7 protein-coding genes are annotated in these 8,320 nt (G+C 71.7%); 2 read left to right on the top strand and 5 right to left on the bottom strand.

Going from position 1 to position 8,320, the window contains the following annotated elements; genetic code table 11:
* Positions 1-1,012, top strand: a 1,012-nt coding sequence (locus M0P34_RS11320) for a heme NO-binding domain-containing protein (RefSeq protein WP_291499133.1), incomplete at its 5' end; no start/stop codon positions are given.
* Positions 1,013-1,156: 144 nt separating this feature from the next.
* Complete coding sequence (locus M0P34_RS11315) at positions 1,157-1,489, top strand: TraR/DksA family transcriptional regulator (protein WP_291499131.1); 333 nt, start codon at positions 1,157-1,159, stop codon at positions 1,487-1,489.
* 782 nt (positions 1,490-2,271) lie between these two features.
* Here the strand turns inward: M0P34_RS11315 and M0P34_RS11310 are convergent.
* The 5 genes from M0P34_RS11310 to M0P34_RS11290 form a co-directional block, all read right to left on the bottom strand.
* Positions 2,272-2,682, bottom strand: a complete 411-nt coding sequence (locus M0P34_RS11310) for an ATP-binding protein (RefSeq protein ID WP_291499129.1) — start codon at positions 2,680-2,682, stop codon at positions 2,272-2,274.
* Between the two features lie 10 nt (positions 2,683-2,692).
* A complete protein-coding gene (locus M0P34_RS11305; RefSeq protein WP_291499127.1) occupies positions 2,693-3,022 on the bottom strand; it encodes an STAS domain-containing protein in 330 nt (109 codons plus the stop codon).
* Positions 3,023-3,155: 133 nt separating this feature from the next.
* Complete coding sequence (mltG, locus tag M0P34_RS11300) at positions 3,156-4,223, bottom strand: endolytic transglycosylase MltG (RefSeq protein WP_291499125.1); 1,068 nt, start codon at positions 4,221-4,223, stop codon at positions 3,156-3,158.
* On the bottom strand, positions 4,220-4,660 hold the full coding sequence (gene ruvX, locus M0P34_RS11295; protein ID WP_291499123.1) for a Holliday junction resolvase RuvX: 441 nt from the start codon (positions 4,658-4,660) through the stop codon (positions 4,220-4,222). The genes mltG and ruvX overlap by 4 nt, the downstream gene beginning before the upstream one ends.
* 7 nt (positions 4,661-4,667) lie before the next feature.
* Positions 4,668-8,231: an FAD-binding and (Fe-S)-binding domain-containing protein gene (locus M0P34_RS11290; RefSeq protein WP_291499121.1), complete on the bottom strand. Its 3,564-nt coding sequence runs from the start codon at positions 8,229-8,231 to the stop codon at positions 4,668-4,670.
* Positions 8,232-8,320 lie beyond the last annotated feature (89 nt).

Here is an 8,320-nt window from a genome sequence, read left to right as displayed (position 1 = left end):
GGCGCTGAACGCGGCCATCGAGGCGGCGCGGGCGGGCGACGCCGGGCGCGGCTTCGCCGTGGTGGCCGACGAGGTGCGCAAGCTGGCCGAGAAGACCATGACCGCCACCAAGGAGGTCGGCGACGTCATCAAGGCCATCCAGCAGGCAGTGCGCGACAACCAGCGCAGCATGGAGAGCGCCGCGGGCGCGGTGGGGGACGCCACGTCCCTGGCCGGGGAGTCGGGCCGGGCCCTGCGGGAGATCGTGCAGCTGGTGGACGACAACGCCGGGCAGGCCCAGAGCATCGCCGCCGCCTCCGAGGAGCAGTCCGCGGCCTCCGAGGAGATCAACCGCGCCATCGAGGAGGTCAACGCCGTGGCTGGCGACACCGCCGAGGGCATGGGCGCCGCGTCCTCGGCCGTGAAGGAGCTGGCCGGGCTGGCGGCGGAGTTGCAGGAGCTGTTCGAGGAACTGCTGGGCAAGGACCGCTCGCGGCTGGCCGCCTCGAGCACCGAGATGCGCGGCATCCTGCCCAAGATGATGCAGGATTTCGTGCGCGGGCAGTACGGGCAGGCGGTGTACGAGCACATGGTCCGCGAGATGGGCGACCCGACCTTCCTGGCCAACCGCAGCTACCCCGACAAGGTCCTGGAGCAGATGGCCGGCATCGTGGCCGAACGCAAGGGCCTGGACCAGGGCAAGGTGCTCTACGAGTTCGGCTTCTATACTCCCGGGGAGTTCAAGAAGCTCTACCGCCGCTACTTCAAGACGGCGGACCTCAAGGAATTCTACCTGAACATGAACCGCACCCACGCCGAGCTGACCCGCGAGGAGCCCGGCATCACCCCGCCGCGTTTCTCCTACGAGGACAAGGGCGACGTGCTGATCATGAACTACCACTCCAAGCGGGCGCTGTTCACCTACTTCGAGGGTATCCTGAACGGCGCGGCCAGACTCTTCGGGCGCAAGGTGCGCATCGTGATGGCGCCCAAGGGCGCGGACACCGCCCGGGCGGAAATCCACTTCCTCTAGGGCCCGCCCGCAAGGGCACGGGCGGTGGGGGCGGTCCGGCGGGCCGCCCCCTTCGTTTTGGCGTCTCGGGGAAGTCGGCGTGTCATCATCTTCCTGTAACCCGGGGCGGCTACTCCTGCGGCAATCAACCACGGGAGGATTGCCATGACTGCCGACGACAAGCTGGAAATCCGGGCCTACCTGGAGGAGAAGGTGGCGTTTCTGGGCGGGCGCGAGCTGCCCATCGCCGTGCGCAGCTGCCCCGACGAAAGCGACTGCGCCACCATGCTGGCCGAAGTGCATTGCAACGTGATCCTGCGCGAGCGCGAGGCCCGCGAACTGCGCGACATCCTGCGCGCCCTGGAGAAGCTCAAGGCCCCGGGCTTCGGCCTGTGCGAGGACTGCGGCGAGCCCATCGGCCTGGCCCGGCTCAAGGCCCGGCCCCAGGCCCGCTTCTGCATCGAGTGCCAGACAGCCCGCGAGCTGGTGGCCGCCTGACCGCTCCGCCGGGGCGGCGCGCCGGGGGCGGGGAGATGCCCCGGAGGATGCCAAGGGCCCCGGCGGGTGCGGGTGCGGGCATCGGGCGTAGGCTGCGGGCGTAGGCTGCGGGCCGCGCGACGGGCGCTGCCGGACCAGGCGTTTCGGTGCGTCCCGGGGCGCGGCGGTGCTCGCGGCCGGCGCCTGCGACGGCGTTGCGGCCGGTGAGCGCGCGCCCCGGCGGGCGCGCAGGGCGGAAGCAGGCCGGGCTTCGGGCTCCCGGACGGGCCGCGGGGCGAGGAACCCCGTGGAGCCGGGCCGGGCTGCCGGGTTCGCGCGGCTCCGGACGGGCCGCGCGGGGAGTCCCGGGCGGCCATGCATCGACCATCCAGCCCGCGCGCGTGCAGAGCCGGGACGTTGCGGACGCGCAGGACCAGGGTGGGGGAGATCCAGCCCGCGCGCGTAGAGCCGGGCCACCAGGGCGCATGCTGCGCAATAGCCCATAGATCCAGCCCGCGCGCGCGCAGAGCCGGGGATTGCTGGGTTTGACTTTAACCCTTCGCCGAAATTCAGCCCGCGCGCGCAGAGCCGGGACGCCGGGGTGAATACGTTCCCGGGCCTTGTGCGCGCGCCGCGCGCGGGGAGAGCCCGGGCGCCCGAAACCCGCGGCCGTCCGCAGATGGTGTGCCCGGCGCGCGCGCAGAGCCCGGCCAGTTTCACCCGCGCGCCGCCCCTAAGGCGCCGCCGGACGCGACAAGGCCCCGGAAGCAAGCTCCCGGGGCCTTGTGGTTCTGTGCGCGGCCTCAGGCGGGCAGGGCGAAGCGCACGGTCAGGACGTTGGCGTCGCCCTCGCGGCGATAGGCCAGGCCGTCGGCCATCTGGCGGACGAAAAAGATGCCCAGCCCGCCGATGGGCCGTTCGTCCACCCCGGCGTCCAGGTCCGGCCCGCTGGCGGCCAGGGGGTCGAAGGGCGCGCCCTGGTCGCGGATGTCCAGCAGGAAGCCGCCCTCGCCGGTGCGGCAGTGCAGTTCCACCTCGCCCGGGCCGTCCGGGTAGGCGTGGCTGATCACGTTGACCAGCAGTTCCTCGAGCACCAGCTCGAGCTTGCCGGTGTCGGCGTCGGGCAGCCCGGCTTCGCGGGCGCAGCCGACGACGAACTCGCGGCACTGGTCGAGCCGGTCCAGGGCGGCGGGCAGGCGCAGGGTGCTGGCCACGGCGTTCCCCTTAGGCTCCCGTGGCTTCCTCGACGCTCTTGTACACCGAGAACATGGCCGTGAACCCGGAGATGGCGAAGACCTCCTGGACCATGCCGGAGAGGTTGGCGAAGGCGATGCGCCCCTGGCAGGCCTTGAGCTTCTTGGCCGTGGCCAGGATGCCCCGCAGCCCGGCGGAGGAGATGTACTCCAGGCCGCCCAGGTCGATCACCAGGGAGGTCTTGCCCGCGTCGATGGCCTCGGCGCAGCGCTTCTCGAAGTCGGGCGCGGTGACGGCGTCCATGCGGCCCTTGACCTGGACGACGAGGAAGTCGCCCTTCGTTTCGGTGATGCATTCCATGGTCGGCTCCTTGTCTGTGTGGGGTCGCCTCCGGGCGGCCCGTCGGCGGTGCGGGTCCAGCCCGCATCCCGCCCTGCCTATCACTGTCGCCGTCCAAAAACAACAACGCGCTGGGGCCCGCGCCGCTGACGGCCTAGCGGCGCCGGAGCTGGTGTTCGCGCACGGCGCGGTTGTGTTCGTCCAGGGTGCGGCTGAAGACGTGGCTGCCGTCGCGCCGGGCCACGAAGTAGAGCAGGGCGTGCCGCTCGGGGTTCTGGGCCGCCAGCAGGGCCTCCAGGCCCGGGGAGCAGATGGGCCCCGGGGGCAGCCCGCGGCGGCGGTAGGTGTTATAGGGGTTGGCCGCGTCCTGGAGGTGGGCCCGGGTCAGGTTGCCGCCAAAGCCCGGGCCCAGGCCGTAGATCACCGTGGGGTCGCACTGCATGAGCATGCCCAGGCGCAGGCGGTTGGCGTAGACCCCGGCCACCCGGGCGCGTTCCCCGGGCAGGGCGGTTTCCTTCTCGACCATGGCCGCCAGGGTCACCAGCCGGGCCGTCTCTTCGGGGGGCGGGGGGCCGTCCGGCCACAGCCGTTTCCCGGCCTGGCTCCAGAAGGCGGCGAGCATGGCGGCCACGATGGGCGCGGCGTCGCCGTCCCGGGGCCGGGGCACGAGGTAGGTTTCGGGAAAGAGGAAGCCCTCGGCGCTGTCGCCGGGGATGCCGTGCGCGGCCAGCAGCGCGGGATCGTGCACCGCGCGGGCGAAGCTCTCGAAGCTGGCCAGCCCGGACTGCTCCACCACGCGCCCGGCCTGCCACCAGGTCAGGCCCTCGGGCAGCACCAGCCGGTGCAGCACCGGGCGGCCCTCGGTCAGCGCCCGCAAAACCCGGCGCGGGGGCCAGCCCGTGTGCAGGGCGAACTCCCCGGCGCGCACCCGGGCGCCCTGGCCATCCAGGCGACCCAGCAGGCGGAAGAGGGTCGCGTCGGTGACCACTCCCGCTGTTTCGAGCTGCGCGGCCACGCGGGCCAGGGTGCTGCCCGGAAGGATGTCCACCACCACCTCGCGGCCCGGGGTCTGGGGCGCTGCGTCCAGGAATGCCTGGAAGCGCCACAGGGCCCAGGAGCCGGCGGCCAGGGCCAGGGCCAGCCCCAGGGCCAGGGCGTAGAGCGTCAGGCGCAGGGCTTTGCGGGCCGCCAGGGCCTCGCGCAGTCGCGCCGCGGCGTTCACGCCCCGCTCCCTGCGGGCGCGGCGGGGTCGCGGTTGTCCAGGTAGGTTTGCAGGATGCGCACGGCGGCCTGCTGGTCGCGCGCGGCCTTGCGCCGGTCGCGCCCGCGCAGGCCCGCCGCGTCGAGGTCGTCGTCGGCCGCCGCGCTCGACAGGCGCTCGTCGGCCAGGGCCACGGGCAGGGGCGTGCGCCGGGCCAGGCTGGCGGCGAAGTTGCGCGCCTGGCGGGTGGTCATGGAGTCCTGGCCGTCCAGGGTCAGGGGCAGGCCGACCACCACGGCCTGGACGCCCTCGGCCGCGATGACCTCCAGCAGCTCGGCGAACAGCGCGTCGCGCGTGGTGCGCGCCACGGTCCGGTAGGGAAAGGCCAGGGCCCCGCGCGGGTCCGACAGCGCCAGGCCCACGCGCTTCAGGCCGAAGTCGATGCCCAGGGTGCGCATGGCCCGCCTAGCCCTTGGGCCCCAGCCGGGCGACGCGCACGCCGGGCCGCTCGGCCCCCGGCGCGCCCAGGGCCGCCAGCAGCTCCTTGCGCCAGCGCGGGCCGCCCGCCAGGGCCGCCAGGTGCTCCAGGGTGTGCAGCACGGGGCGCTGCTGGCCCATGTTGATCAGGCAGCGGGCCACGCCGATGCGGCACGACGGGCAGCCCACCAGGATGGGCGCGTCGGCCGGATAGTCGGCCAGCCCGGCCTCCAGCACCTTCTGCTTCTGGGCCCGCAGGCGGTTGTAGATGGCCGGGGTGGTCATGGCGCCCATGCCCGATTCGCCGCAGCAGCCCGGGGAGAGGGTGACCCTGGCCCCGGTCATCTCGGCCAGGGCGGCGGCATATTTCCTGCCGGCCTGGGCGGCCTTGACCCCCGACCACTCGGGGTGGCAGGCGGCGTGGTAGAGCAGGGGGCCGCCCTGGGCCTGGAGCCCGGCGGGGGGCGCCGCCTGCATGACGTACTGGACCACGTCGAGGTGGGCCATCGGGCTGGTGAAGGCGTCGAGGTGGTATTCCTTGAGCCCCTCGCGACAGGTGCCGCACGAGGTCAGCACATGGGTCGGGGTCAGGCCCGCCCCGGCGGCGCGGCGCACCAGGTCGGCCAGGCGGTCCAGGGTCCGCGAGCGGTTGGCGTTGAAGGCCTGCTCGCAGCCCGCCGCCAGCAGCGGATAGCCGCAGCACATGTGCTCGGGCGGCAGCACCACGCGCACCCCGGAGCGCAGCAGCAGGTACAGCCCGGCCAGGCCGATGGCGCGGGTGAACAGCCCGGCGCCGCAGCCGGGGAAGTAGAGCACGGTGGGTGCGTCGTCCCCGGCGCCCTGGGGCGCGAAGAACGAGGCCCGGCCGAGGTGCAGGGCCTCGGCCAGGTGCTGGAAGCCCAGGTGCGGGCCCTTGCCCTGGAACAGCGGGCTCTGGGCGCGCTTGCGCCAGGGCGCGGGGAGCAGGCCCACGGCGCGGTTGCCCACGGCCTGGCCCAGGGCCGCGGCCTTGGCCGCCGTGGGCACGCGCCGGGCCGGGTCCGCAGCCAGGAAGTGCAGGATGCGCGATTTCAGCGGATGCCCGCCCGCGCCTTTTTCCTCCAGGAAGGTGCGCATGTGCAGCGTCACCTCGGGCGTGTTGATCTTCACCGGGCACACGCTCATGCATTTGCCGCAGGCGGTGCAGTGGTCCACCAGGTCGCGCAGCTGGCGCAGCAGGGCCTGGTCGGGCTCGCCCTTGGTCACCTGGGTGTAGTAGATGGCCTCCACCAGGGCGCCCAGGCTGATGTTCTTGTTGCGCGGGTGGTGGATGAGCCCGCGCGTTGGCGAGTACATGGGGCAGACGGACTTGCACTTGCCGCAGCGGGTGCAGGTCTGCACGTTGGTCAGCAGGCTCATGAGCCGCTGCCTGTCGGGCAGTCCGGTGCGCCCCAGGTCCTGGATGAGCTTGTTGAAGGAGAAGGTGTAGGGGGTCACGGGCAGCTCGCGGCGCACGAGCTTGCCGGGGTTGAGCAGGTTCTTGGGGTCCACCTTGCGCTTGTATTCGGCCAGGGCGCGGATCTTCTCCTCGTGCAGGAAGCCGATCTTGGTGATGCCGATGCCGTGCTCGCCCGACACGGCCCCGCCCAGGGCGTGGACCTTCTCCACCACGCGCTCCACGGCCTCCTCGGCCAGGTGCATCATCTGCGGGTCGTTGGAGTTGACCGGGATGTTGACGTGGCAGTTGCCGTCGCCGGCGTGCATGTGGTTGGCGATGACGATGCGCGTGGCCTGCATCCGGGTGTAGATGGCGTCCAGCTCGGCTTCCAGGTCCGGGTAGCGGCTTTTGAGGTCGCGGAAGAAGTAGTGGGTCTGGATTTCCAGCTCCGTCTCGCTGATCTCGTCGGCGCCGATCTCGCCGTTGATGATGCGCGAGGCGTAGGTGAACTCCATGTTCACGAACTTGTCGGACACGCCAAAGCCCGGCAGGCGCCCCGCGTCCTGCAGGGCCGCGCGGTACGCCCTGGCCATGAACAGCAGGTTCAGGTGCTCCAGGAAGTCCGAGAACTGGGGGATGACCTCCAGGGGGATGACGATGTCCTCGTTGATCTTGAAGCCCGAGGTCCGCTTGGAGATGGCCGAGAGCTTGTGGCGGTCCTCCCAGAAAACCTCGGCCTCGGCGGGGTCGCGGGCGACGAAGGCGTCCACGGTGTCGTAGGGCTCGACGATGTCCACCACGGCCTGCACGGCCTGCTCCAGGGCCTCCTCGTCGTCGGCGTCCAGCTGCATGATGAGCACGGAGATGGGCTCGCCCTCATAGCGGGTGGACTTCTTCTGGTAGTCGATGGCCCGGACGTACTTGGGGCCGAACTCCTCCAGCGCGGAGATCTTCACCAGGTCGCCCTGGCGGCGGATGGTGTCGCGCAGGGCCACCACGTCGCGGATGACGAGCATGGCCGGGTGCATGGTCCGCCCGAAGAACTCCAGGCACAGGACGCGCGCGTGGGCGAGCTGCGGGTAGCAGGTGAAGCAGCCCTCGGTGATGATGCCGTCCACGCCCTCCTTCTGCACGCCGGGCAGCCCGCCCAGGAACTTGTTGGTCACGTCCTTGCCCAGGCCCTTGCCGCGCAGCTGGTCGCCGCGCAGGGTCACGGTGTCCGTGAGGGCCCCGGCCTCGTCGAGAATCTCGAAGACGGCCACGTCGGTTTCCAGGATCTTGTGGCGCGGGTGGTCCTTGCGGCGGACCTCGATCAGGGCGCCGTCGGGGGTGACCATGCGGTAGGACAGGATGTTGTCGATGGTCGTGCCGTATTCGAAGGCGAAGGGCCCGCCGGAGTTCTCGGAGATGTTGCCGCCGATGCTCGACGCGGTCTTGGAGGCCGGGTCCACGGTGAAGAGCAGGCCCTTGGCCGCGGCTGCGGCGATGGCGTCCATGGTGATGGCGCCGCTTTGCACGCACAGGGTGCCCTGCCCGGGGTCCACGTCCAGCACGGCGTCGAGCCCCGCCAGGGAGAGGACCACGGTGCGCGCGTCGGCGGGGATGGCCCCGCCCGTGAGCCCCGAGCCGCCGCCGCGCGGCACGATGGAAAAGCCCATCTCGCCCGCCAGGCGCACGATGTCCTGGATGTGGCGGGTGGTGCGCGGCTTGAGCACGAGCAACGGCAGCTCCATGCGCAGGTCGGTGGCGTCGGTGGCGCACTCCACGCGCGAGTTGGGCCGGGCGTCCACGCATTCGCGGGGCAGGATCTGCCCCAGGCGGCGCACCAGCTCCTCGCGGAACTTCTGGTCCTCGCGGAAGCGGTTCCAGAAGCGGAACATGCCCGTCACCAGGGCGCCGGAATACTCCTCGGCCATGGCCAGCTTGGTCTGGGCGAAGGAGGTCTGGACGTTTTTCCAGACCAGCTCGGGGTCGATGAAGGGGTTGTAGCGGATCAGGAACAGCTCGGCGGTCAGCTCCAGGGCCGCCTCGCGGACGTGTTCGGGCCAGGCCTTGAACTCCCCGGGCGACAGGCCCAGGACGCGCTGGACCAGGGGATCGGGGGAAATGGATATGTGCGGGCCTTTGTAGGGCATGATGGCAATCCAGGGTCGTGGTTCTTGGTGGAGCCCGCCAGTATAGGCACTGGCTCCCCGGATTGCAAGGGCGCTGGGCCGGGGGGTGG

It is taken from the genome of Desulfocurvus sp., assembly GCF_023230885.1.
Lineage (GTDB): Bacteria > Desulfobacterota > Desulfovibrionia > Desulfovibrionales > Desulfovibrionaceae > Desulfocurvus.
This window is presented reverse-complemented; position numbering and strand designations above follow the sequence as displayed.

Coding starts and splice junctions, on each gene's coding strand:
- M0P34_RS11290 (WP_291499121.1), bottom strand. CDS start 8,231: ATGCCCTACAAAGGCCCGCACATATCCATTTCCCCCGATCCCCTGGTC.
- M0P34_RS11305 (WP_291499127.1), bottom strand. CDS start 3,022: ATGGAATGCATCACCGAAACGAAGGGCGACTTCCTCGTCGTCCAGGTC.
- ruvX (WP_291499123.1), bottom strand. CDS start 4,660: ATGCGCACCCTGGGCATCGACTTCGGCCTGAAGCGCGTGGGCCTGGCG.
- M0P34_RS11315 (WP_291499131.1), top strand. CDS start 1,157: ATGACTGCCGACGACAAGCTGGAAATCCGGGCCTACCTGGAGGAGAAG.